We start from the raw sequence: 1,248 nt of genomic DNA, 5'->3' as shown, positions 1-1,248 counted from the left end.
GGTATCGGCACCATCACCGCTCAGTAAACGATGACGACTATCCGGCGTATAAGCGCTGGTGTTCGCTACTTGGATAAGCGTACCCATAGGCGATTCCAAGAAAGCGCTGCGCTCTTGCTTAAACTCTTGTTTCACCGCGGCAAGCTGGCGTTCATCAACCTTGATTTCGGTCGAAAGGTTGTACAAGCCATTCAAAGCTTCAACTAGACGATTTTTTTGCGTCGTAACCTGACCGCCATGCACTGTTGGCTCGAGTATTGGACCAAAAGCGATGTTGTTCGTACGTAAATAGGCATCCAGCTCTGAGCCAGAAAACTCTCCTACTCCACTGCGAACGGCGGTCATGGCAGCCAGTTCATAGGCTGGATAAAGCGATTTATCTAGAGCCGCTTTACCCCCTTGGCTAGTGAAGTAGATGTAAGCGCGGCCACCGGCTTTTGCGTCTTTTTGGAACCAAACATCCACACCGTTTGATAAGGTGTAAACCTGAAAACCACCCGGAGCTTGACGCATACTAACGATGCTGCCTTCCTCTGCTGGTTGCAGGAAGCCTTCTGCTTTGGCGTTCATGCCCGAAGGCTTTTCACCAGCTTGTAGGTAGGCGCTGTTAAGCGCAGTGAATACATCAGCAAATTGCGCTTGCGTTTCACTTTTGCCCATGCCAATCACAAAGCTTGGTTGATTAGACAGCAGCTCTTTTAACTGCGCGTTTACGCTCTCTAGCGTCGTTTTATCCAAAAAAGCTGCCAAGCTTTGCGCATAACTCTCTTTCGATTGGCTTACGCTGTCTTGCTCCAATTGGAAAATACGCGCTTCCGCGTAACTATTTGGCTTGCGTTTGCTCCAATCAGAATCAAGATTTGCCAGTTCGCCATACCAGTTAGATGTGATGCTCTCTAGCTCAGCTTGTGTCACGCCGTAATCGCGAAGTGACGTCAACGCACTGATGAAAATTTGGTGCATTTGTTCACGGCGGTCAGGCGAAAATGAGATACCCGCCGACATCAGCCGTTGGTAGTTCGAGTAGTAAGGCTGCGCATAAACGTATTGGTAAGGCTCGGCGGCATCATTGAGAAGACTGATCAAACGCTGTTGAATCAGTTGAATGGCCACTTCGTCTCGCCATTCTGCGTGTTGCTGCTCGACCGTTTCGCGACGAAGATCGCCGCGTTCAATCACCAAATGCAAGCTTGGTGACTCCATCGAGTTGCTTGGCAGAATTTCGTCTTGAGTATTGAGTCGAATGTC

The 1,248-nt window shown here is 49.4% G+C and carries 1 pseudogene; it reads right to left on the bottom strand.

Annotated elements, in window-relative coordinates:
- Positions 1-1,248, bottom strand: a pseudogene (locus tag R8O70_RS25575) (insulinase family protein); the annotation flags it as partial.

This window comes from Vibrio sp. 779(2023) (assembly GCF_033344285.1).
GTDB classification, from domain to species: Bacteria; Pseudomonadota; Gammaproteobacteria; order Enterobacterales; family Vibrionaceae; genus Vibrio; species Vibrio alginolyticus.
This window is presented reverse-complemented; position numbering and strand designations above follow the sequence as displayed.